The following is a 23,623-nucleotide window of genomic DNA, read 5'->3' on the forward strand; positions in this document are numbered from 1 at the left end:
TTTAGCTCGCTGTTTCGTGGGTGCTGGTTTCCGTAGCTGCAGCTGCGACGATATCAGCACGGGCGCGGGCCACGCGGGAACGAATCGTGCCGATGCGAACGTCGGCAATCTTGGCGGCCTCCTCGTAGGAGAAGCCCAAAACTTGGGTGAGGATCAGGGCTTCTCGACGTTCCGCGGGGAGGGCGTCGATAAGCATACGGGCATCGACCCACTCCGCCCACAGGCTAGATGTGGTTCCATCGCATTGTTCCACTTCGGCGGCGGATTTGCGGGGGCGGGCCATGTCGTGGCGGATGTTGTCTACCCACACGCGTCGGGCGAGGGAGAGTAGCCATGTGCGCGCGGAGGAGCGGGCCGCAAAGCGGGGGAGTGCGCTCATGACGCGTAGGTAAGTCTCTTGGGTGAGATCGTCGGCGATGTCGGTGCCTCCGAGGTGGGCTAACAGCCTCCATACGTCGGTTTGAGTGGCGCGTATGAAGGCAGTCAAAGCAGCGCGATCGCCACGGCCAGCCTTGAGGGCTAGTGCTGTGACGTAATCATCATCACGCTCGGAGGGTTTCATGTTCATGAACTCTAGCACTCCACCTTTAGTTGTAGGTAATACCTAACAAAAAAAATTTATTGCTAGGGTTTGCTTTTTAATGTAAGCTATTAATCGACTCACATTTGATAGGAAACCCTTAAGGAGGGACATCGTGACCAACCCAGTCGATCCAATCCTGAACAAGGGCGAGCGCACCGAAGCAGCTCCTCACACCACCCGCGCCGGCGGACAGCCCGTCGCCAGTGAAAACATCTCCATTACTGCAGGCCCACAAGGCGCCAACGTACTCAATGACCTGCACCTGATCGAAAAACTCGCACACTTTAACCGCGAGCGCGTCCCAGAGCGCAATCCACACGCCAAAGGCCACGGCGCATTCGGCGAACTCCACATCACCGAAGACGTATCCCAGTACACCAAGGCCAAGCTCTTCCAAAAAGGCACCGTCACCCCCATGGCCGTGCGCTTTTCCACCGTCGCTGGCGAAAAAGGCTCCCCAGACACCTGGCGCGACGTCCATGGCTTCGCACTGCGCTTTTACACCCAAGACGGCAACTATGACATCGTAGGAAACAACACCCCAACCTTCTTCCTACGCGACGCCATGAAGTTCCCCGACTTCATCCACTCCCAGAAGCGCCTCGGTTCCAGCGGCCTGCGCGATGCTGACATGCAATGGGACTTCTGGACCCGCACCCCAGAATCCGCGCACCAAGTCACCTACCTCATGGGCGACCGCGGCACGCCAAAGACCAGCCGCCACCAAGACGGATTCGGCTCCCACACCTACCAGTGGATCAACGAAGACGGCCAACCAGTGTGGGTGAAGTACCACTTTAAGACCCGCCAAGGCTGGGAAACCTTCACCGATGCAGAGGCCCAAGAAATGGCCGGCAAGAACGCCGACTACCAGCGCGAAGACCTCTACAACGCCATCGAGCGCGGTGACTTCCCCATTTGGGATGTCAAAGTTCAGATCATGCCATTCGACGAGGCCGAAACCTACCGCTGGAACCCCTTCGACCTGACCAAGACTTGGTCCCAGAAGGACTACCCGCTTATCGACGTCGGCTACTTCGTGCTCAACCGCAACCCACAGAACTTCTTCGCCCAGATCGAGCAGCTGGCCCTCGACCCAGCCAACCTCGTCCCAGGCGTTGGACTCTCCCCAGACCGCATGCTCATGGCCCGTGCCTTCGCCTACGCAGACGCACAACGCCACCGCATTGGCCCGAACTACCAGCAGCTGCCCATCAACCAGCCAATGGTATCGGTGAACACCTACCAGCACGAAGGCGCCATGGCCTACTACTTCAACCCAGCTGACGCGCCGGTGTACACACCGAACCGCTTTGGCAAGGGTGCCGGCTACCTCGACGACGGCCAAACCTCGTCCTCCGGTGTGACCTACGGCCAAGCGCAGGATCTCTACGTCAACCCAGATCCACACGGCACCGACCTGACTCGCGCAGCCTATGTCAAGCACGCGGACGATGACGACTTCATGCAAGCCGGAATCCTCTACCGCGATGTCTTTGACGACGCAGCCAAGGAACGTTTCGTGGACAACGTGACCAATGCCATGGCAGGGGTATCCCCAGAAACCGAGGAGCGCGTCTACTGGTACTGGACCCAAGTAGACGAAAACCTCGGTGCGAAAATCCGTGAGGCATTCGCCGCTAAGAAGTAGCAGGCAGCACCCACATTTTCTCGGGGTCGCAGTGGATGAGGACTTCGTCGCCAAGCGCGGCGAAGGCAAGCTCGTCGTCAGGCGAACAATGCAACACAATGCGACCCCGAGTCGTCTCGATAGCCACCTCGTGATGATCCCCCATATAAATGTTGCGGATCACCTGCCCCGTAGCACCCATCAAATGGCGGGCCTGCTGGCCAGTCGGGGTGGCCGTGGCGCTCGTGGGATAGCCCACCATCACCATCGCGTCGCCAGAACGTAGATCTGGGTGCGCCTCGACCTCCATGCGCGTGTCCAAAGCGGTCACCGTAGCAGTAGCGGTGCCGAAAGGGGAGTGGACAACAGTGCCGGTCGTGGGCACAAAAATCGAAGCCCCAAGGTGGCGCGCAATATCCAAACACGCAGGCTGCTCCCGCATATCCTGAGGCGAAGCATCCTGAACAATCCGCCCATGGGAAAGAAAAATAATCCGATCGGCAATAGAAAACGCCTCGTTAATGTCATGGGTGACATAAAACGTGGTGCACCCCAGCCGGCGATGCGTCCGTAAAATCTGGCTCTTTAACTGCTCAGAAGAATACGTATCCACATGGGCCAGCGGCTCATCGAAAAACATCAAGGTTGGCTGCTTAATCAACGCGCGAGCAAGAGCAACTTTCTGCTGCTGACCAGTCGACAACTGATGCGGATATCGCAACGCCAAATGATCAATGCCAAGGCTCAACATGGCCACATGCGCACCAGCATCCCCCGCAAACCGGATATTATCCTCCACCGTCATATGCGGAAACAACGACGGCTGATCCATCATCATCGCAATCGGGCGCTGATGTGGCGGACGGCCCGCCAACGACTCGCCATCGACCTCCACAACACCTTGTGCAGGGATCAAACCAGCCAACGCCCGCAACAACGTCGACTTACCGGCCCCAGAACGCCCAAGAACTACAATGAGTTCGCCAGGATCCGCCTCCAAAGAGACATCGTCCAAAAGGCGCGCCCCACGACTGGTCACACTAAGACCCTGAATATGTATTAACGCCATGGTGCCACCTGTTTCCTAGCGAAGGCAGCCAAGCCCACGCCATTAATACTCACAACGATTGCCCCAGCAAGGGACACGATAAAAAGAGATACAGTCATGCTGATGTACAGCGCCGCCGGGTAATTGGCTGCGTCGAGAAGTGTGAAAAGCCGCAACATCAGAAGGGGGGTATCCGGCGAACTCACCCACAACAACGGCACCGCTAGTACCGACGCATTAGAAAACACCATCAAAAAGCCCAAAATCACCACATTCGTCGAACGCGGCAACACAATCGACGCCACCGCCCGCAACGGGCCAACACCCTGCAACAACGACACCATATACTCCGAACGCGACATCAGTGGACCGATATAAACCATCAAAAAATACGTCATAGCCAGCGAGCTCGGCAGACATGCCAACAACACCAAACTTAACGACGCCCACGGCCCATGCACCCCCGGATGATTCGACGCAATCTGCAAACCACAACCAATCGCGGCCCCCGGCGACAACGCCAACAATGCAAACACCGCATCGATACTACGACGACCCATCCACCCCCACCGCAGGCCACACGAACGCCGCGCCCCCAACGCAACCGCCGACAACAACAACGAACACAACAACATCAAAAACGCCAACCCCACCGTATTGACCACCGCATTACCCATTGGCGTCTCAGAACCATGTACAAACCCACGATAGGCCGCCACCAGCACAAATAATCCCGCAACTGCACCCAAGAGGCACAACACCGCCTGCGGGGCACGCACCTGCGTACCCACCGCACGATGTGGCTGGCCGGAAGAATCGCCAGCAAAATGAAACAACTCCACCAATGCCGGATTACTGCGCAACAGCCGTGCATACACCAGCCCCGCAACGACCACCGCACCAGCCACCGGCAACGTAAGCGCCAGCGCAGTCCCCGCCTGATCGCCTTGGAACCACACCCGTGTTGCCGCTAACGACGCCCGCGGAGCCATCACATTCGGCGTTACCGGATCCGACAACGCCGCACTAAAAATAAACACAGCAAGCGCAGGGGCAAACAACACCAACCGCGGCTGATACACCGCGCGAAACAGCGCCCATCCGTGAAGACCCGCCACCCGAGCCGCATCCACCTCGTCAGGTGGCACCGAGCGCAACGCCGTACGCTGCACAAAATACGCCAACGGGGTAAACGCCACCGTGAACGTGAACAACAATGGCCCAAGGCCCGAAAAATTACACTGCGAGCACAGGTGAATGCCCGTGCGGCCCATGATTGTTTTCCAACCAGCGCCGATAACAAAATGCGGAATGGTGAGCTGGAACAACAGGATGACGTCGAGAAGCAACACCGCAGTACGAGAAAACTGCGCTGCTGCCAACGCGCCCACCGTGCCAATGCCTACCGCCAAAAAAGTTGCACACAATGCAATGGCGCTGCTGAGGATGATCGGTGCGACCGACGTAGTGCCCGACCCTGCCGCTTTTAACAACATGGCATAAGGAATGCCCACCGCCACCGCGGCGATCGCCACCACTGAAAAAATCCACAACCCAGTTCTCATGCCCGTTGCTCCGAAAACCAACTCATCCACCGATCGCGCTCAGAATCGGCAATCGCCGGATCCACCGCAACAATGCCGTGCGAATCCTTCAAACGTGTAGAAATATTGCCCACAACCAAATCGCTTGTGGGGATCTGTGGCAACCCCACCCGCCGCGCCGACGTCTGCCCCGACGGCGACAATAGCCAATTCATCACCTCATACGCCGCCGACTTATTATGACCCTGCGCCACCACACCGCCAGAAGCAATCTCAAACGATGTACCCTCCGCAGGATAAGAAATCTCCACATCACGACCAGAACGCGTCGTCTTATTCTGGCAATACGGCTCATAGGAAATCGCCACCGCAGCCTCGCCATGTGCCACCACATCACTCGGCGCATTACCTGAACGTGTAAAACGATCCACATTCCCTACAATCGCCGCAATCTCATCCTGCGACAACCCCGCCGCCTGCATACTCAACAACATCGCGTACCCCGTACCAGACGACACCGGCGACGGAGCCGACACCCAACCCCGCAACTCAGGACGCATCAGATCCGACCACGTACGCGGAACCGGCACCCCCAACTTTGCCAATGCATCACGATCACTACACACACTCAATACCGACGCATACACCCCAAACCACCGATTCTGCGGATCCTTAAACGGCCCCGGAATTGCACCCGCCGCCGACAAATCCACCGCCTGCAACAACCCCAATCGTGCAGCCAGTCGATAATTCTCCGAAGGCCCCCCAACCCACACATCAAACTCATGTGAGCCCGTACGCAGCCGCCTCAACGCCTCCTGTGTAGGCAAACTCACATAACGAACATTTAGCCCCAACTCACGAGCAATATCACGCTTCCACTGCTCACACACCGTCACATCATTCGAACACATGATAGTCACAGCAGTTCGAGCTGGAAACAACGTCCGATACACCGTAGCCACCGACACCATCGCCACAGCGCAGACAGCAAGCAACCGTAACCATTTTGATAACACTATGGTTCTCCTTCGCGTCCACGCTCAACGATAACAAAAGCGCTGAGGAATTCCTCCCCAGCGCTTCTCCTAGTCAGGAACTAAACACCCTGCTCAAGCTTCAAAGCACGCTCCTGCATCAACTTCTTCTCCTCACGCCAGATCACCTGGAAAATAACCAGAATCAAAACCGTAAAGACCAAGAACACAATGAACGTGACATTCCAACCAGCGAACTTAACCAAGAAGCCCACACCAGTCGAAGCCAAGGTTGCACCCAGCAGGTAACCGAACAAGCCCGTGAAACCAGCAGCGGTACCAGCCACATTACGAGGCGAAAGATCCAAAGCCTGCAAACCGATCAAGCCAACAGGGCCATAGATAAAGCCACCAATAAAGGCAACGAAGATAACCATCAACCAGAACGGTGTACCCACAGGAGCCAACCAGTATGCGGCGATAGACAAACCAGCGCCCAAGGTGAACAACGAAATAGCAGCAGAACGATTGCCCTTAAACACATTGTCGGACAGCCAGCCGCACAGAACCGTACCAATAAAGCCAGCCAACTCGAAAGCGGCGAAACCAACCAGACCGCTACCGATGCTCATATGGTGCTGCTCAGACAAGTACGTGGTAATCCAGTGTAAAACACCATAACGCAAGGCATAAACAAAAACATTCGCAATGGCCAACAACATAATGATGCGGCTGTGCAAAATATGCTTGAATACCAAATCCTTCGTCGAAATCTTTTCGCCCGTATCCTCCGCAACCTTCGCGGGATCGTTGCGGTAGTCGTCGATAGGCGGCAAACCGACAGACTGAGGATTATCGCGAATAAGCAAAAACGCAACCAAAGCAACAATCAATGCAACTAACGCAGGAAGCCAATAAGCAGCACGCCAGTTCTGACCCGTCATACTCAAACCAATACCGACTAACACCGGCAAACCAAAAGCACCCAAGTTGTGAGAAGTGTTCCACAGTGAACCCTTCCAACCGCGTTCACTAGTAGAGAACCACTGCACCACAATACGGCCACAAGGAGGGTAACCCATGCCCTGGAACCAACCATTAAGGAACATCACCGTAGCGAACACGCCCACGCTGGCCGAAACCCACGGCACAAACGCAACCACCAGGTTCATCAGCGCCGACAGGGCCAATCCCAGCGGCAAGAAATAGCGAGCATTAGAACGATCCGACACCATGGCACTGAAGAACTTAGACAGGCCATAGCTGACCAACACAGCGTTACCGATGATGCCGATTGCCGGCTTATCAATCGCACCGTTTTCGTCAATAAGCAGCGGGGCAATCGCCGAAATATTATTACGAATCAAATAAAAACCCGCATAGCCCAAGAAAATACCCATGAACACCTGCAGGCGCATCCGTGGGTAGGTGCGATCCACCTGCTCCGCCGACAGCGGGGCAGCAGGGCCGGGGGCTTGCAACCAAGCAAACATACGAGGCACTCCTTTGTGCGCAATCACTTTTATCAACTAATTGCGATTGTGCTCTCTGCTCGGTAACTATAGTGACCATAGAGGTAACAGTTGGTAACAGTGCTGTTACCGACCGCAGTTGAGGGGAATCACTCGTACTGAAAGACGTACCCCTGACCCCGCACCGCAAGGATAGAATCAGCAGGTAACCCCGCATTTTCTAACTTCTTGCGCAAGCGATACGCCGTCGACTTCACCATATTTCGGCCACCCTGAGTCGCCGTCGTATCCCACACCTCATTCAACAAACGCTTCACACTAACCACCTCATTCGGGTGTGAAACCAACGCCTGCAACAGCTTCCCCTCCGTAGCAGTCGTATCCACCCTACGGCCACCAATCACCACCGCATGCGTCGCCGGATTCACCGACACCTCACCCACAACAATCTCCCGCAACTCCGGCTGCACAACCCCACCACTACGACGCACCACCGCCTGCGCCCGCAACACCAACTCCTTCGGCGAAAACGGCTTAGCCACATAATCATCCGCGCCCGCCTCAAGCCCCTCCACCCGATTATCCGTATCACCAAGCGCAGTCAACATAATCACCGGAGTCGCAGCAACATGTCCAGCAGCACGAATCCGCTCGCACAACGCATACCCCGAAGCGTCAGGAAGCATCACATCCAAAATCACCAAATCACACCGATACTCGTTGAGTAACTGCCACCCCCGCTGCGCTGAGGAAGCCGACAGCACCTCCCAGCCCTCCAACTCCAAGGCATAAGAAATAATCTGAACCATCTGCGGCTCATCATCAACAACAAGAACACGAAGCCTATGCATAGTAAGTCCTAGGAAGAGTAATCAACACCGACGTGCCATGATCCGCAATAGAATCCACCAACACCGAACCCCGATGCAACTGCACAATCTTCTGTGTGATCGCCATCCCCAACCCCGCACCAGAAGGAACAGCAGTTGTGCTCTGAGCCTGGCTGAACTGGGCAAAGGGTACAAACATATCCCGACGCTGACGCGACGTCATCCCCGGGCCATAATCCGCCACCGTCACAATCACCCCAGTAGCGCTCTCCTCAACCCCCACAACAATGTCGCTATCCGAGCCCGCATAACGCGCAGCATTATTCAGCACATTCCACAACGCATGCCGCAACAACTGCGCATCTCCATCAATCATCAACGGATCACCAGGATCATCCACCACAATCGGTACCTCGCTCATGGCCCGCAGCTCCTGCGCAGTACTACGCACCAGCCCCCGCACATCGCACTGCGACACCTGCAACTTCACCGAGCCGCTATTAAGCTTCGCCTGCAACAAAAACGATTCCGCAACCTCAATCGCACGCGTTGAATTTGCCCCAATAGTAGCCACAAGCCTCTCACACTTTTGCGGATCAGCCTCTTGGCCCAACAACTCTGCCGCCCCTTTAATCAGCGACAACGGAGTGCGGATCTCATGAGCCAAAATCTGCTCATCCGTTATCGCTGCCCCCTGACCACGAACATGCCGGCGTATCACCACAGCCGTAACCAACGACGCAGCGCACGCCGACCCACACGCTGTGAGAACCAGAGCAGCAAACATATTAGATAACCCTACCGTGGCCCACCCGAAATGTTTTGGTTAAAGGAAATGAGCAATTTTTGTACCTTAAGACAGATCTTGAGAAAAGCCTCCTGCGGTTTTGCAGGCTTAGGGTACAAAAATTGCTCACGACGGGCGGTTGCTGGACCGCTACCTACGGCTCCTGAGAAACCTCATGCAGCGCACGGCCCATCACAAAGCTGGCAACCGCCAGCACCACCCACAACGCTACGATCGCTACGATCGCACGCACCAAGTGGTTGATCTCAAAGCTGCCAGCACCAATATCGTGCACCAAAGTAGCAATCACGATTAGAGGAAGCGCTACACTCGTCGCAGGTCCGAGCAGATTCGCTCTCGTCAACGCATCAGGAGCATGCCACAGGGCAGTAGCGCTGACCACGAACAACAGTCCTGCGATGATGATCAAGACAGAGGCAATGGAGTCGTACAACATTAGCGGCGTCCTTTCGAGATAATGCGCGCAACAGACATCGTCGGCAATGCGCCGCCCACAAGACCAGCCAGCAGCACAACCTCGTACGCAATGGAGGTGGGGTTACGCAGCGACCAAATCAAGTAGAACGCGATCATGCCATAAAAACACATATCGGAAATGACAGCGCGAGTGAGCTCATCTTTGGTCTTGAGCATCAGCACAATAGCCGACAGCAGTGACGCAGCAGTAAGCGCCAAGCCGATGTAAATCGAAATCTCAAGCATTACTGCTCCTTCCGAATAGCAAGATGCGCAGGGTGCTCAATGCGAACATTGGCCACCTTATGAGGAATGTCCTTGACCGAAGGTGCCAAATGCTCCTCCATCGTGGCGATATCCGCCAACACATCCGCAGGATTATGGCCATACACCGCATGTACCAACAAGGTGCCGTCTTCACGCAAACCAATCGACATCGTGCCAGGCGTAATCGTGATCGACGCCGCCAGCGCCGTGATCTGCCACTCCTTGGTCACCCGCAGCGGGTAATACACCACACACGGCTCCATGCTCTTGTAACCATGGAGCATGTCTTTAATCAGCACACCAGTGGCCACGAAGATCTGGCCAATCAGCCACAAAACATATAATGGAGCATGCATAATTATTTGCCTCCCTGAAGATCAGTGGCAAGGCCAATAGGGTTATCCCCCAAGACCGCCTGGGTGTAAGCCGGAACATTCAGCAAACCGTCAGCAGCCGCACGCGTAGCGCCCACCAAAGGACCCGCGAACACGAACATAGCTAACGACGTAACCGCTAGCACCGCCGCAGGAGCCAAGCGATGCCACGGCACCCGCATCGACTCCGGGACACGCTCACGGTTCATCACTGCGCCCCAGAACACCTCACGCCACAACCGCAGCATGGACAAGAACGCACCAAAGCTCGCAATCACAATCACGGCGATTACCAACCAGGCCTGCCACGTAGCCTGATGAGCCACGCCGACCACGATGAACACTTTGCCCCAGAGACCAGAAAATGGTGGGAAACCAACCACGGAGAACGCGCCGACCACGAACACAGCAGCAACCCAGGGGTCGCGCCGGGCAATGCCGGTGAGTTTGGAGAGGAGGTCAGTGCCGTAGGTTTCTTCGATAGCGCCGACACTCAAGATCAACGAACCAACAGTAATCATGTGGTGCAGGGCGTAGAAGATGCCGGCAGCCAAGGCAGCCTGTTCGTTGCCGGAGGTAAACGCCAGCATGACCAAGATGAACGGCATGCCATTGACCATCTGGTAGGCCAGAACGCGACGCATCGAGTTTTCAGCCAAACCAGCAAAAGCGCCCACCATCATAGACAAAATGCAGATCACGGTGATCAGCCAGATCCAGCGCTGCTCGAGGTCGAAAATCACCACGTAGATGCGGAACAGCATGTACACGGCCACCTTGGTGTGCAGGCCAGAGAACAGCCCCATCACGCTTGCTGACGTCGCCGGGTACGAACGTGGCAACCACGTGTGAACAGGGAACACACCGGCTTTGACGATCAGCGCGATGACCACAATGCCCATCACCACAGACACCGGACCATTGCCGCGAGCTGCCCCCGCAAGCGCCGCAATGTTGACAGCACCCACAGTGCCATACAGCACCGACACCGCCATGACCAGAATTGTCGACGTAGCCAAGTTGACCAGCACGAACGTCCGTCCAGCCGACAAACGTGCCCACGTGCCCGTCATAGCCATTAAGCCATAAGAAGGCAACAGCATGACCTCAATGAACACAAAGAAGTTAAATAAATCAGCGGTGAGCAAAGCGCCCATCACACCGGTCAGCAGCATCAGCGACAGCGGAGCATAGAAGCGAGCACGAGTCTCGCCCACAGCCACCGCGAACCAGTTGGAAGCAAATGCCACGATCGAAGTAGTCACGATCATGATGGCACTGAATTGGTCAGCAACAAACGGGATAGCCACACCACCGACGTACAAACCAATCGAGTGCGCAATGGTGCCATGTGTCGCGGTGTAAGCAAACAACCACGCACCTGCAAGACCTGTTAGTACCGGCACCACAACGGCGAAGCTGTCACGTACAACGCGCCACGGAGCCATCACGGTGAGCGCTACTGTGAGCAGTGGGAGGCCCACAAAAAGTGGAAGTACATAATCCATTAGTGCGTCTCCTCCTGGCGGGTTGCAGCCCGCTTAGCAGCATGCTCCAGATCCTCCACAGCCTCGGCATTCGTCGTCGAGCGGCCGAGAGTCTGTAGCGGTGAGGTTTCGTCGGCGACTTCCTCTGCGAGGGTATCGTCGGAACGCCCCAAGCCCGAAAGCGTGAGCATATACGTGGTCGTTGCCATAGCGATCACGATGGCCGTCAGCACGAATGCCTGCGGCACTGGGTCCGAAGATTCGCTGATATCGGTAAGGGAAGGGAATGCCTCGCCACGCCACTTAGGAACACCAGTGTTCAAAATGATCAAGTTCACGGCATGGCTAATCAGTGTCATACCAATCACGATGCGCAACATACCGCGCTGCAACACCATGTAGGTGCCGGCGGCGGCAAGGACGGCAATAGAAAGAGAAAGAATCATGGTTTAGGCCTCCTTCGGCTGCGCGGCTTGTGCTGAGGATTTAGTTTCAGGCCAATCGAGATCGTCGTCAGCCTGAGCCTCCACCTTGGCAGGGGAGACCAGCGGGGACTCGTCGCGAGTAAAGTTCAAGCGCTCATAATCCATACCAGGGCGCAAATAGCTGCCTAACGCATTAATCGCCATCGACAACATGCCCAGCACCGCTAGATACACTCCGAGGTCGAAGATCATCGCCGTGGTCCAGTGCTCGCCAGCCCAATGGCCATGCAAAGCGTAGAGGAACGAACCGTGGGTAAGACCCAAGAAACCAGACACCAGCGCCAAAATAATACCAATCGACGTCAGATAAATAGGCGTCTTAAAAGTGAAAATATGCTGGTCACGGGCGTGGGATAGGTAGCTGAGCATTAGAGCGCCACCGGCCACCAGCGCCGCGATAAAGCCGCCACCAGGAGCATTGTGACCACGCATGAAAATAGCAAAGCTCAAAATACCCAAAATCGGGATGAGTACACGCAGCAGCTGGCGCAACGGAATCGAGTTCACATGCGACAAACCAAACGGAGCTGGGTGAGTGCCATGCGCAAACGGATAACGTGGCATCGACGTCACTACCGCAGCGATCACCACAGCGGCCATACCCAGCACCGACAGTTCGCCCATCGTATCGAAGGCACGGAACTCCACCAAAATGGTGTTCACAACGTTATCGCCACCAGTAATGTCAGGGCCATTGTTCAAGTACCAGATCGCCAACTCAGGGCGCTCACGGCGACCCAACACGAACCAGCACATCAAGAACGTCACCACGCCGACAGCCACAGCCATCACCGCGGCAAAAGCCTTACGACGTCCCTTACCAGGATGGAAATTATCCGGCTGCTGGCGAATCACCATCATCATGATGACCACCGTCAACGCCTCCACCATGAACTGCGTCAACGCAACATCAGGCGAGCCCAACATCAACATCTGAACCGTCACACCAACGCCGACCACACCAATCATGATCACCGCAGTCAAACGACGTTTCGTACGCAACAACAACGCCGAAGCCAACACAACAATCGCCAGCGGCAATGCATCAGCCCAGCGATCGGCTCCGTCGATACGCGGTGCCAACGGCACCCCATCAATACCGCCAGAAACAAGACCCTCAACCGTCACAGTGCCGCCCAGCACCACCAGCAACATAAACATGTACGCCAAGTGACGCGTCGGGCTCAGCGAATCAGCCATCGAACCCACACAACGGCCAAACACAGCAATGCCACGAACCGACAAGTTCAACAACTCATTACCACTACGAGGCGCAAGCTTGCGATCAGCCAACGAAGCCCAGATCCACTGGCGCTTGACCACACCAAGCACACCAAAGACCAGCACCAACATCGAGATAACAAACGGAATGGTCACCCCATGCCAGACCGCCAAATGAGTATGCGGATCCTCCGCAACCTCACTTACCGCAGCAGAAACCGGAGCATCCAACCGGCTCACAAACAGCGCAGCCGGAATAGACAACACACCAGGAAGCGCAGCCGGCAGCCACAACGACACCGGAGCCTCCTTGCAATCCGACATCTCACGGGAACCGTCGATAAAGCCATCGACCACCAAACGCACCGAATACGTAAAAGTAAACAACGCGCCCACACCCGCCGCGACCATCAGCACCACAACGCCAGCGTTGCCGATCGGAGCATGCAAGAACGCCTCCAGCATGCCCTCCTTCGACACAAAACCGAACAACGGTGGAACTGCAGCCATAGAAGCCGCAGCAATCGTCATCGCACCAAACGTAAACGGCAGCTGGCGCCACGACGAGCCCAAACGAGTCAAATCACGCGTGCCAGCCTGATGATCCACCACGCCAACCAGCATAAACAACGACGACTTAAACAACGCATGCGCCAACGTATGCACCACAGCAGCCGCCAACGCGAACGGAGTACCCACACCAATAGTGGCCACAATCCAACCCAAATGCGACACCGTCGAATACGCCGTGAGCTTTTTCATATCTGTCTTCTGGATAGCAAAGAACGACGCCATCACAGCCGTGAACATACCCACCACAATGAGCAACCAGTTCCACACCGCCACATCGCTAAACACCGCACTGAAACGCAACAGCACATAAATGCCAGCCTTCACCACAGCAGCCGCATGCAAGAACGCAGACACTGGGGTAGCAGCAGCCATAGCCTCCGGAAGCCAGAAATGGAACGGGAACTGCGCCGACTTAGTAAACGCAGACACCGCTACCAACACAGCAACCACACCGGTCAACGCAGGCTTTTCCATCCAGAAACCAGCATGGATAATTGCATCAATATTGGTGCTGCCCGCCTGATTCGACGCAATCGCCATAGCAACCAGCAAGGTCAGGCCACCGATGAACGTCAAGATCAGCGTGCGCTGCGAACCCAGCTCGCCACCCTTGCCGCCCGAACGCGCGATCAACATAAACGACGCAAGAGACACCAGCTCCCACGCGATAAACAACAGCACAGCATCATTAGCAAAAACGAGCAACAGGATCGACGCCATAAACGCCGTCATAATCGTATAAAAGCTCGTATTGCCCGCATTGTTATGTAGATAAGAAGCGGAATAGGCAAAAACGACAGAGCCGATGCCCAGAGCCAACAGTGCAAAAAGCGAGCTGAGGGCGTCGGCACGCAATGCGAACGACACATCAACGCCATCGCCCACAAAATCCGGAACCCACGTATATTCCAACGTCAAAGGGGTTCCAGCAATAATGCCAGGCAGCTCTTTACATAGCAGAACGGCGGCGACCACAAACAAGGCCGCCAGAGGCCACCCCGCCTTTCGGTCGCAAATCCGAACTGTAACAGGCGCAAGCGCAACCGCACAGGCCGCCAGCGCGAGAACAATTATCAGGGTCACAGATTACTCACACCCAAGGATTCGGGGAAACATACAGTTCTGACTAAAGATAGTCAACGTTGCCAACGTTACCAGTGTTGAGCGTGAACTTAATGGTCGAAAAACTTTAACAGGCTTTCGGTGAGTCAAAAACAACAGACCTATTCCTATTAATTAAGTTGGACAACTATGAGCCGAAAAATTGTCCGACGAGTCCTCGCAGGAGCCCTCTTTTTCGTGCCGCTCATTGCCGGCACCGTCTACGCCACAACACAAGACGTAGACCCCGCGGCCACTTGGTCCGCAGCACAAGAAACCCAACAAGGAGCCCCCGCAGTCCAAGAGGACCCCTCACTCGTAGGCATTCGACGCGCAGCCGGCGAAGCAGGATCCCAAGCCAGCCTCCTCAAAAACGGCACCACCCAGCTTGTCGACGGCACCACCGCCCTGAACACCGGCGCAGCCCAACTCGCCGACGGCACCAAAGCCGCCCAAAACGGCGCAGCCCAACTCGCCGACGGCATGGTCAAACTCCAAGCAGCCACCGGACAAATGGGCAACGGCGCCACCGAAATCGCCAACGGAATCGACCAAGCAGTCGGACAATTCCAAAACGTCGAAATCATCCGCGGACAACTACTCACCGCCATCAACCTCGCCATGAGCGACCCCAAACTCGCCGACGTCAAACCCGACCTCGAAAACTTCAAACGCCAAGTAGAAACCTTCAAAGTCGACGACAACATCACCAGCCAAATGAACAAGCTTCGCGACGGCTCCCGCGAACTCGCCAACCAACTAGCCGTACCTGGCTACGGCTTTCACGACGGAATCTACTCCGCCACCAAAGGCTCAAAAGACCTCTCAGCAGGACTGAACGACCTCTCCGGCGGCGTAGACCAAGCACTGACCGGTGTCCGCGACCTAGACAACGGCGCCAAAAAAATCGACGCCATGGCCAAAGAAAACCAAACCCGCGTAGGCAACATCCAACGCGCACTCCCCATCACCAAAGCCGGCACCCCCGAAGCGCAAGAACAAGGCGTCACCCGCACGCTTGCACCCCTGTACGCATTCCTGATCGCAGCAGGACTCATGCTCGCAGCCACCGCCTACCTTCGCGACCGCATCTGGGGAACCATCGCCTTTATCACCCTCACACTTCTCGGCGGCGGACTGGTCTACCTACTAGGAACCGAAATCACCGCAGGAGTGGCCGCTGCCGCCGCCGGTGTTAGCGCCCTCGCCGTTGCCGGAGCAGCACTGCTCGGCACCCTTTTGGCCAGAATCTTCGGGGAGCGCACCGGCCGTGGCCTCAGCGCCCTTGTGACCATTACCCAAGTCGCAGTCGTTGGTTTCGTATGGAACACCGCCGCCAACTCCGCCTTGAGCAGCGCCGCAAAAGCACTGGTCAACTTCATGCCGCTGCACTATCCCACCTTGGCGCTCAGCTCCATCGGTAACGCTGGCGATACCACGACCACAACACTCGGCGTGGGCGTGACCGCAGCGTGTGCAGTGTGCGCGGCAGCCGGCGTGATGATCCTGCGCAAAAAAGAGGAGCAAACGCTGCCATCGGCGGAGTAACGTTGTAACTTTTCGCGACCTTGACTTCAAGAACGCGAAAACCCAAGGAAGAGCTGTTGTGGGTGAGATCAGCCTCCTTGGGTTTTCGCGTTCGTGGATTCGAGGAGGCGGAGAAGCGCGGGAATGAAAGTCCCCGAGTTCAGTGCCTCCCAGTCAAAATGCGCCACCACATAGCCGGCATTTTGAAGCTCACGGTCGCGTTTTCGCTCTTTGAGCACTGCTCTCGGTTCATCATCGAGGAACTTGATGTCTCCACGACCACCCTTCCGATGAGAAAGTCAACGCGTCGATTATTGATCTGCACCTGCTGCTCGAACGCGATATTTGCTTCGATGAGTTGCGCCTTTGCCCATGACTCGGCGACACTTTCAGACTTGAAATCAGCCACGTGCAGCACCCGTCGGAATTTACGTACCCCTGGAATTCGTCCAAACTCTTCCAGTTCCTGTTCCAACAAAAATGGCTGGGCATCTTCTTGACGCAAATAGGATTCCACAGCGACAAGTCCCTCTGCGAAAGTTCCCCATCGGCAGAGATCTCCTACAGAGCGTTCCATTGTGGTGAAGCGAATCCCCTTATGTTCCGTGATTTTGTTCGACGGGATTCGCGCAGAGCGATAATGAATCCATCTCTTTGTGTTTCGTGGAGCAGTTTTTGCGTCCGGTAGCCCCACGACCACGGGTTCTTCATAACCTAGAATTTCTAGTCTCCACAGGCGGACTGCAGACCGGCCACAAATCACGCCAGTACGCGCTCGCTTGCCGACGGCCAGAATTCGTGCCCAATCACGAGTCCACGGATTGAGTGCTTCCCATTCCTCCAAATCTGCCCAAAATTCAGCATGAATATTGAAGTGTTTATGTTGTTGATTCTTGATCCAGTGTGCGTACTCGGTATGCGACATACGCAGCGTATCGACAATCCGAATTTTGTCCCCCCAGACGTTCATACCTACACGCTAATGGCAGACTGGTGTTTTTGCCACCACAAATTCGCGACCTCGAACTCAAGAACACAAAAACCCAAGCGCGGCATTTTGGCGAGAAAATCGCCTCCTGCGGTTTTTGCGTTCTTGAGTTCGAGGAGGCGGGGCGGTGGGGGCATAGAAAGACAAAATTAACCGGTGCTCTCAGCTGAGAACACCGGTTAATTTAGCGAGTCGGGATAACAGGATTTGAACCTGCGACCTCCTCGTCCCGAACGAGGCGCGCTACCAAGCTGCGCCATATCCCGAGGGCACTTGGCGTGTCTTTGACCAACTGTAGTCCTTTGACGTAGCAAGTTCAAAAACCCTAGTGAACAGGGGTTATAGAGTTCTTTCTGTCACACGGATTAGGGTGGCTGATGGCTTGCAGAAAATCCGCACTGGCGCAAACTTGGAGGTCCCCAGCCCATTGGAAACGTGCATCCACATGGAACCAAAGCGGTGGAGTCCTTGGACACGCGGGCGGTCGATACCGCAGTTGGTGACGAGGGCTCGTGAACCAGGTAGGCAGATCTGGCCGCCGTGGGTGTGGCCAGATAGTGAGAGCATGTATCCGTCTTGCTCAAACTTCTTTAATACGCGTGGCTCAGGGGAGTGGGTGAGCGCGATGCTGAGATCTGCATCGGGGTTGGGGGCGCCTGCGATGTCGTCGTAGTCGTCGAGGTCGTGGTGGGGGTCGTCGACACCCGTGATGGCTAGGCGTAGGAAGTCCACTTTGAATTCGTGGCGCTGTTGGTTAGCGTCGCGCCAGCCGTGTTCGATGAACGCTGCGCGCATGCCTTTCCATGGGAGTTCTACGCGGCTTGGGGTGCGTTTTTTACCGAGGAGGTAGACGAATGGGTTGACCATGCGGGGTGCAAAGTAGTCGTTGGTGCCAAAGACGAACACTCCTGGCCGTTTGAGCAGTGGTGAGAGTGCTTGCATGACGGCGGGGACGGCTTTGGCGTCGCTAAGGTTGTCGCCGGTGTTGACTACTAGGTCGGGGTTGAGCTTGTCGAGTTGTGCGATCCAGCGTTGCTTGGCTGTTTGGTTGGGCACCATGTGCAGGTCGGAGATATGCAGGATGTCGAAGTGGGGGTTGCCGCGCAGAATTCCTGGTTCCAAGATGGGCAGGTCGATGGTTTTGAGCTCAAAGTTGGAGCATTCGCGGTAGCCCCACGCAAACGTTGCTGCTCCGGCGGCGGCGGTAGCTGCGGTGAGTCCTAGCAGTGTTTTTAAAAGTCGCACCCATATCACTCTACCTTCCGAGTAGGCTGGGCAACCATGAGCGAATTGAAAAACAAAATTAGGGCGGATCTGACCACGGCTATGAAGGCTCGTGAGAAGGAACGCACGGGTACGTTGCGTATGTTGTTGGCTGCGATTCAGACGGAGGAGACGTCTGGTTCTAAGCATGAGCTGACTGATGAGGATGTGCTCAAGGTTATTGCTCGCGAGATTAAGAAGCGTCGTGAGTCTGCGGAGGTGTATGCGGAGGCTGGGCGTTTGGAGTTGGCGGACGCTGAGACGAATGAGGCGAACATTTTGGCTGAGTACCAGCCACAGCAGCTTGACGACGACGAATTGGCGGCGCTGGTTGCCGAGGCCGTTGCTCAGGTAAAGGCAGAGCTCGGTGAGGATGTTTCCATGAAGCAGATGGGCCAGGTCATGAAGCTGGCCACTGCGCAGGCTGCAGGTCGTGCTGATGGCAAGCGCCTATCCACGGCTGTTCGTGCGGCGCTTGCCTAATCTGTTAGAAACTAGGCAGGAGCTGTTGGAGCTGGTGAGCTAGATCGTCAAGGTCGTTCTGGCTCACCCCGGTTCCTGGGACGATCTCCTCGGTGGGGTTGGGGCGTCGAGTTGTTGATGGGGTCGTGATACGCGGGCGGGTGCCGTCGGAAATGAAAAGTTCGATCGTGCCGCCTGGTTTGAGGGGGACGGGGGCGATCACGTTGACCACGGAGCCTTTGGGGATGCCGTCTCCTGGGGCGGAGGTCATGGTGACTTTATAGCCTTTGGCGCTGAGTTCTTTGCGCACTGATTCGCCTTCGCGTCCGACATAGGCGGTGCCGAAGGATCCCGAGACACCTCGGTTGAACTTGGGGTCGTAGCTTGGCAGGTTTCCGCTGGCAGCGAGGCCGGAGTTTTGTGCTGCGGCGAACCATGTGCGTGCGGGCTCGTCGCCACCGAAGAGGGTGCCGTCGCCGCACTGTACGACAGGGGAGGTGCACAGTGGGGTGACGGTGGTGCCGTCGTTGTAGATGTAGGACGCTGCAGCGAAGTTGGAGTTAAATCCAAGGAAGGCAGCAGAGGAGTGCGATTCGGTGGTGCCGGTTTTTGCCGCTGTGGGGGCGCTAAATCCTAGTGATTTGGCAGCTTGTGCGCCGGTTCCTTTGATGGTGTCTTGGCTTAGCCCTGCGCTGAGTGCTTTGGCGATTTCTGGGTCAACGGCTTGTTCGCAGGCAGGACGGTCGAGGAATACCTCGTTGCCTTTGGCGTCGGTTACGGTGGCGATGGGGCTTGGTTCGCACCACATGCCATCGGAGGCGAGGGAGGCTGCGACGTTGGACAGCTCGAGGGGATTGACGGCGGTGGGGCCAAGGGTATAGGAGCCGAGGTTGTGCTCTTTGACGTAGTCGGCGATCGAGTTGTCTTCGTTGAAGGTGCCGGGGTTGGCGTAGCTGCGTAGTCCGAGTTTGACGGAAGTGTCTACTACGTCTTTAACGCCGACTTTCTCAATCATTTGGACGAATGGTGTGTTCGGGGAGAACGCGAGGGCGTCGCGTAGCGACATTTGTGGTGCGTAGCTGCCGGAGTTTTCTACACAGTAGGTGCCGGCGCCGCAGCCCTCGGCACCGCCGTCGCCCATGCCTTTGGCCTCGTAGCGTGGTGGAACTTGGAGTTGGGTGTCCAGACCGTAGCCCTGCTGGAGGGCGACCGCGGCGGTAAAGATCTTGAACACTGAGCCAGCACCGTTGCCTACTAGGGAGGTGGGTTGCGGAAGGACGGTTTGGCCGGCGTCGAGGTCGAGGCCGTAGTCGCGTGACGACGTCATCGCGAGGATCTTACGACTGTCTTTTCCAGGTTCGACGATGTTCATCACATTGGCAACACCGAAGGTGTGCGAATTGACCTGACCTGCTGCGGCGGCGTGCGCGGCCTGCTGTACATCGGGGTCCAACGTGGTCTTGATGGTGTAGGACCCTTGTGTGAGCTGGTCGGTGCTCAAGCCTTTTTCGCTCAGGTATTTCAGCACGTAGTCGCAGAAGAATCCGTTGTCGCCAGCAGTGATACAGCCATTGGGGAGCCCCTGGGGTTGCTCGAGTACGCCGAGGGGTTCAGCTTTGGCTGCTGCGACATCCTCGGGGGTGGCGTAGCCGTTGGTCGCCATAGTATCGAGCACTACGTTGCGTCGATCCATCACCGCGTCGGGGTTGGTGTAGGGATCCAAGTAGGACGAGGACTGCACAATGCCTGCGAACATGGCCGACTGTGCAAGGCTGAGCTCTGGTGCACCTTTGCCAAAGTAGGTTCGGGCTGCGGCCTCGACGCCGAAGGCACCGTTGCCGAGGTGGACGAGGTTGAGGTAGCGGGTGAGGATGTCGTCTTTGCTTAATGTGGAATCAATGGTGCTCGCCATGCGCATTTCGCGCAGCTTGCGGGGAATCGACGTCTCCGTTGCGGCTGCCTGCTCCTCGGGGTTATCGGATTTGACCAAGAGAAGGAAGTTCTTCACGTACTGCTGGTCGATGGTGGAGGCACCCTGCGCCACACCACCGGCGAAGATATTGGTCACAATGGCGCGGAGGTTGCCCTGGATGTCCACACCTTTGTGCTCGTAGAAGCGGCGATCCTCGATGGAGACGATGGCGTCTTTCATGGATTGTGGGATGGCTTCGGAGGGGACGTCGAACCTGCGCTGCTTATACACCCATGCGATGGGGTTGTTGCGGTTGTCTAAAATCGTAGAAACGCCAGGTGCAGAACCGTCCGTGAGGTCTTGGAGGTTGGACTGCATTGTGTCGTTTGTACGGTCGACGGCCACGCCCGCAATGGCTGCCACAGGGGTAAGCGCGAGTGCGCACACTACGCCGCCGGCAACCGTTGCTAGGACGATATCTTTCAGGGAATTCCACATTGACACCCCCTTACCCTAGCTAAGGACTGCCCGTGGGGGGAAGCGGAAAACTCCCCTCAAAGTGTGACTCATTCGACTTAGAAGGTTTACTGTGAATACACTAACAGCTGTAGTTATTGTGCACATCGCAAGGCGATGTAGAAAGCCATGCTGATATGGCTCTCAGTCGGTTCCTAATTAATGTCAGGAGGAGTTCATCATGACGGCTTCGTTGATGAGCACAGGTAAGAAAAACCCCTTTCAAGATGCTCAACAGGGAGAGTATGGGAACGGAAATCGAAACGACTGGGTAATGCAAGCAAGCTGTCGCGATGGCGATCCTGACGCCCTCTTTGTGCGTGGCGCAGCGCAGCGTCGCGCAGCAGCTATTTGCTGCCAGTGTCCTGTGATGATTCAGTGCCGCGCGGATGCTCTAGATAATAAGGTCGAGTTCGGTGTGTGGGGTGGCCTGACCGAACGTCAGCGTCGTGCCATTTTGCGCAAGAATCCACACGTGGACAGCTGGGAGCAGTTCTTCGCTCAAGGTGGCGAACTTCTCGGCATGTAGGGCGTATGTGCGCTCACAAGATTTCGGTACAGTAGCATGCATGACTAAATGGGAATACTCGACCGTGCCACTGTTGACGCACGCAACCAAACAGATTCTGGATACTTGGGGCGAAGACGGCTGGGAGCTCGTCAGCGTTGTACCAGGCCCGAACCCTGAAAACGTTGTCGCCTACATGAAGCGCCCGGTGGAATAACATGGGGGCGTCGATAAGCGAAAAACTCGCAGAGCTTAACATCACGCTGCCTTCCGTTGCCGCTCCCGTCGCGGCATACGTTCCTGCCGTCAAGGTGGGAAACCAAGTGTGGACATCCGGCCAGCTGCCCTTTATTGATGGCCAGCTGCCAGCAACCGGTAAAGTGGGCGCGACCGTTACCGCTGAGCAGGCGGAATCCTATGCGCGCACCGCGGCACTCAATGCGCTTGCTGCCGTTGATGCACTCGTCGGCATCGATAACGTCACGCGCGTGATCAAAGTCACCGGCTTTGTCGCCTCCGCTACTGATTTTGGCGGCCAGCCAGCAGTTGTGAACGGCGCATCCAACCTCATTGGTGAGATCTTTGGCGAGGCCGGCGCGCATGCCCGTAGCGCCGTCGGTGTTGCGGAACTGCCGCTTGATGCCCCAGTTGAACTGGAAATTATCGTCGAGGTAACCAACTAACCTTCGATTTGGTGGGGGTTTCGGTCGTGTGTGCCGGCTGGAGTAGCTATGCTAAAAGTTATGGAGCATCCTGCTTACAGTCAGCTGCGGCCGGTCACCCCGTCCGCAGGAGTTGTCCTTTGCCCAAATCCTGGTTATAGCTCGCTTGAAGGCACCAACTCGTGGGTCGTTCGAGCCGAGGGGGATCGGTGTAGCATTGTCATCGATCCCGGGCCTGCTGATGAAGGGCACCTCAATGTCCTTCACGGTAAAGCCGAAACCGTGGGGCTTATTCTTTTGACGCACCGTCATCACGACCACGCTGATGGTGCTGAGCGCTTCCGACAACTCACGGGAGCTGCTGTTCGAGCGCAGCAGGCGCCGTATTGCCATGGTGGCGATGTGCTGCGCGACGGTGAGATCATTGCTATCGACGGGGTAACCCCGCAGCTAGAAGTCGTCTTTACCCCAGGGCATACCAGTGACTCGGTGTGTTTCTTTGTGTGGAGTGGTGTTCCGCACGAATCCAACCTTGAGGGGATTATTACTGGTGACACGATCGCTGGTCGCCACACCACCATGATCTCCGAAACCGATGGTGACCTTGGCCAGTACCTCAATACCTTGGCGTTGCTCGAGGAACGCGGCAAGGGCATTCCGCTGCTGCCTGGGCATGGCCCCGATGGTGACGATGTGGCAAGCTTTGCGCACTGGTATATCGAGCGACGTATGCAGCGCCTTGAGCAGATCAAGGAAGCGATTGCGCAGCGCGGCGCAGATGTGCCTATCAAAGAGCTTATCGACGCAGTCTATGACGACGTGGACCCCGTGTTGCGCGGTGCCGCTGAGCAGTCCACCCGAGTAGCGCTGCGCTACCTTGAACAACAGCAATAAAATCGCACAACACGAAAGGCAGGGGCAATGCCCCT

Annotated in this window: 22 protein-coding genes, 1 tRNA gene and 1 pseudogene; 7 read left to right on the top strand and 17 right to left on the bottom strand. The window is 56.4% G+C overall.

What is annotated here, in order from left to right; translation table 11 throughout:
* Window position 1 precedes the first annotated feature (1 nt).
* Complete coding sequence (locus CIP100161_RS01415; protein WP_155874494.1) at window positions 2–562, bottom strand: RNA polymerase sigma factor; 561 nt, start codon at window positions 560–562, stop codon at window positions 2–4.
* 133 nt (window positions 563–695) lie between these two features.
* On the opposite strand from CIP100161_RS01415, the gene CIP100161_RS01420 reads away from it, so the two are divergent.
* A complete protein-coding gene (locus tag CIP100161_RS01420) occupies window positions 696–2,234 on the top strand; it encodes a catalase (RefSeq protein ID WP_155871336.1) in 1,539 nt (512 codons plus the stop codon).
* Here CIP100161_RS01420 and CIP100161_RS01425 read toward each other — a convergent pair.
* From CIP100161_RS01425 to CIP100161_RS01480, 12 genes are all read right to left on the bottom strand, one after another.
* Entirely contained in the window at window positions 2,224–3,282 is a 1,059-nt protein-coding gene (locus CIP100161_RS01425) for an ABC transporter ATP-binding protein (RefSeq protein ID WP_155871338.1), read from the bottom strand. The two genes, CIP100161_RS01420 and CIP100161_RS01425, sit on opposite strands and share 11 nt — an antisense overlap.
* Window positions 3,273–4,826 (bottom strand): ABC transporter permease subunit, encoded by a 1,554-nt coding sequence (locus tag CIP100161_RS01430; protein ID WP_155871340.1) that lies wholly within the window; start codon window positions 4,824–4,826, stop codon window positions 3,273–3,275. Before CIP100161_RS01430 ends, CIP100161_RS01425 begins: the two co-directional genes overlap by 10 nt.
* A complete protein-coding gene (locus CIP100161_RS01435; RefSeq protein ID WP_155871342.1) occupies window positions 4,823–5,824 on the bottom strand; it encodes an ABC transporter substrate-binding protein in 1,002 nt (333 codons plus the stop codon). Before CIP100161_RS01435 ends, CIP100161_RS01430 begins: the two co-directional genes overlap by 4 nt.
* 80 nt (window positions 5,825–5,904) lie before the next feature.
* Window positions 5,905–7,275: an MFS transporter gene (locus CIP100161_RS01440; RefSeq protein WP_155871344.1), complete on the bottom strand. Its 1,371-nt coding sequence runs from the start codon at window positions 7,273–7,275 to the stop codon at window positions 5,905–5,907.
* Between the two features lie 128 nt (window positions 7,276–7,403).
* Window positions 7,404–8,105 (bottom strand): response regulator transcription factor, encoded by a 702-nt coding sequence (locus CIP100161_RS01445; RefSeq protein WP_014317488.1) that lies wholly within the window; start codon window positions 8,103–8,105, stop codon window positions 7,404–7,406.
* Window positions 8,098–8,871, bottom strand: a complete 774-nt coding sequence (locus tag CIP100161_RS01450; protein WP_155871346.1) for a sensor histidine kinase — start codon at window positions 8,869–8,871, stop codon at window positions 8,098–8,100. Before CIP100161_RS01450 ends, CIP100161_RS01445 begins: the two co-directional genes overlap by 8 nt.
* A 154-nt stretch (window positions 8,872–9,025) precedes the next feature.
* A complete protein-coding gene (locus CIP100161_RS01455; RefSeq protein WP_003850399.1) occupies window positions 9,026–9,328 on the bottom strand; it encodes a Na+/H+ antiporter subunit G in 303 nt (100 codons plus the stop codon).
* Window positions 9,328–9,594 (bottom strand): hypothetical protein, encoded by a 267-nt coding sequence (locus CIP100161_RS01460; protein ID WP_003850400.1) that lies wholly within the window; start codon window positions 9,592–9,594, stop codon window positions 9,328–9,330. The genes CIP100161_RS01455 and CIP100161_RS01460 overlap by 1 nt, the downstream gene beginning before the upstream one ends.
* Window positions 9,594–9,971 carry a monovalent cation/H+ antiporter subunit E gene (locus CIP100161_RS01465; RefSeq protein ID WP_155871348.1) on the bottom strand — a complete coding sequence of 126 codons (378 nt, stop codon included), beginning with the start codon at window positions 9,969–9,971 and terminating at the stop codon, window positions 9,594–9,596. The genes CIP100161_RS01460 and CIP100161_RS01465 overlap by 1 nt, the downstream gene beginning before the upstream one ends.
* Before the next feature lie 2 nt (window positions 9,972–9,973).
* A complete protein-coding gene (locus CIP100161_RS01470; RefSeq protein WP_155871350.1) occupies window positions 9,974–11,497 on the bottom strand; it encodes a monovalent cation/H+ antiporter subunit D family protein in 1,524 nt (507 codons plus the stop codon).
* A complete protein-coding gene (locus CIP100161_RS01475; RefSeq protein WP_155871352.1) occupies window positions 11,497–11,922 on the bottom strand; it encodes a cation:proton antiporter subunit C in 426 nt (141 codons plus the stop codon). The genes CIP100161_RS01470 and CIP100161_RS01475 overlap by 1 nt, the downstream gene beginning before the upstream one ends.
* A 3-nt stretch (window positions 11,923–11,925) precedes the next feature.
* The gene (locus tag CIP100161_RS01480; RefSeq protein WP_155871354.1) at window positions 11,926–14,838 is read right to left on the bottom strand and encodes a DUF4040 family protein; all 2,913 of its coding nucleotides are present in this window, start codon (window positions 14,836–14,838) and stop codon (window positions 11,926–11,928) included.
* A 168-nt stretch (window positions 14,839–15,006) separates the two neighbouring features.
* Between CIP100161_RS01480 and CIP100161_RS01485 the strand changes: the two genes are divergently transcribed.
* Window positions 15,007–16,404 (top strand): hypothetical protein, encoded by a 1,398-nt coding sequence (locus tag CIP100161_RS01485; RefSeq protein WP_155871356.1) that lies wholly within the window; start codon window positions 15,007–15,009, stop codon window positions 16,402–16,404.
* Between the two features lie 68 nt (window positions 16,405–16,472).
* On the opposite strand, the pseudogene CIP100161_RS01490 reads toward CIP100161_RS01485, so the two are convergent.
* The 3 genes and pseudogenes from CIP100161_RS01490 to CIP100161_RS01500 form a co-directional block, all read right to left on the bottom strand.
* A pseudogene (locus CIP100161_RS01490) lies at window positions 16,473–17,353 on the bottom strand (hypothetical protein).
* Window positions 17,354–17,563: 210 nt separating this feature from the next.
* Window positions 17,564–17,637: transfer RNA gene (locus tag CIP100161_RS01495), tRNA-Pro, on the bottom strand.
* 73 nt (window positions 17,638–17,710) lie between these two features.
* Entirely contained in the window at window positions 17,711–18,616 is a 906-nt protein-coding gene (locus CIP100161_RS01500; RefSeq protein ID WP_155871358.1) for a metallophosphoesterase, read from the bottom strand.
* Window positions 18,617–18,652: 36 nt separating this feature from the next.
* On the opposite strand from CIP100161_RS01500, the gene CIP100161_RS01505 reads away from it, so the two are divergent.
* Entirely contained in the window at window positions 18,653–19,117 is a 465-nt protein-coding gene (locus CIP100161_RS01505) for a GatB/YqeY domain-containing protein (protein WP_155871360.1), read from the top strand.
* Between the two features lie 4 nt (window positions 19,118–19,121).
* Here CIP100161_RS01505 and CIP100161_RS01510 read toward each other — a convergent pair whose 3' ends face one another.
* Window positions 19,122–21,506, bottom strand: a complete 2,385-nt coding sequence (locus CIP100161_RS01510; RefSeq protein WP_155871362.1) for a transglycosylase domain-containing protein — start codon at window positions 21,504–21,506, stop codon at window positions 19,122–19,124.
* 199 nt (window positions 21,507–21,705) lie between these two features.
* On the opposite strand from CIP100161_RS01510, the gene CIP100161_RS01515 reads away from it, so the two are divergent.
* The 4 genes from CIP100161_RS01515 to CIP100161_RS01530 are packed head-to-tail and all read left to right on the top strand — an operon-like array spanning window position 21,706 to window position 23,588.
* On the top strand, window positions 21,706–22,053 hold the full coding sequence (locus CIP100161_RS01515; RefSeq protein ID WP_155871364.1) for a WhiB family transcriptional regulator: 348 nt from the start codon (window positions 21,706–21,708) through the stop codon (window positions 22,051–22,053).
* A gap of 40 nt (window positions 22,054–22,093) precedes the next feature.
* The gene (locus CIP100161_RS01520; protein WP_003850415.1) at window positions 22,094–22,249 is read left to right on the top strand and encodes a DUF4177 domain-containing protein; all 156 of its coding nucleotides are present in this window, start codon (window positions 22,094–22,096) and stop codon (window positions 22,247–22,249) included.
* Between the two features lies 1 nt (window position 22,250).
* Window positions 22,251–22,715, top strand: a complete 465-nt coding sequence (locus tag CIP100161_RS01525; protein WP_155871365.1) for a RidA family protein — start codon at window positions 22,251–22,253, stop codon at window positions 22,713–22,715.
* A gap of 48 nt (window positions 22,716–22,763) precedes the next feature.
* A complete protein-coding gene (locus CIP100161_RS01530; RefSeq protein ID WP_155871367.1) occupies window positions 22,764–23,588 on the top strand; it encodes an MBL fold metallo-hydrolase in 825 nt (274 codons plus the stop codon).
* The last annotated feature ends 35 nt before the right edge of the window (window positions 23,589–23,623 follow it).

It is taken from the genome of Corynebacterium rouxii, from assembly GCF_902702935.1.
Lineage (GTDB): Bacteria > Actinomycetota > Actinomycetes > Mycobacteriales > Mycobacteriaceae > Corynebacterium > Corynebacterium rouxii.